Origin of the sequence: Pseudomonas sp. SIMBA_041 (genome assembly GCF_046535095.1) — a bacterium.
GTDB lineage: Bacteria > Pseudomonadota > Gammaproteobacteria > Pseudomonadales > Pseudomonadaceae > Aquipseudomonas > Aquipseudomonas mucoides.
Genome location: NZ_JAWRXJ010000253.1, coordinates 1 through 275 on the forward strand (window position 1 = coordinate 1; position 275 = coordinate 275).

A 275-nucleotide genomic window follows, 5' to 3' on the forward strand; every position below is an offset into this window, starting at 1 on the left:
CTGTCAGATAATGCTAAATGTATTACGGCATTGTCTTTATTTACAACCTCCTCAATAATTATTGTATCATCTTGAAAAGGTGTATTTAAGAAAAAGCCTTCACTTGGTAACCACTCTTCTTTTAAACCTTGAATTTGAAAAGAATCAATGATTAGTTCATCTTCATCGTTGATGCTAAGAAAGAAATAAGAATTAATTTCTGGATTAACATAGACTTCATATAAATCAATTTTTCCACTAATAAATTGAGCAATTCTCTTTTCAGAAATTGGAAT

At 28.4% G+C, this 275-nt stretch carries 1 protein-coding gene; it reads right to left on the reverse strand.

Annotated elements, in window-relative coordinates; translation table 11 throughout:
* Nucleotides 1-275, reverse strand: a 275-nt coding sequence (locus SB725_RS31070; RefSeq protein ID WP_410923238.1) for a DUF6575 domain-containing protein, incomplete at both ends; no start/stop codon positions are given.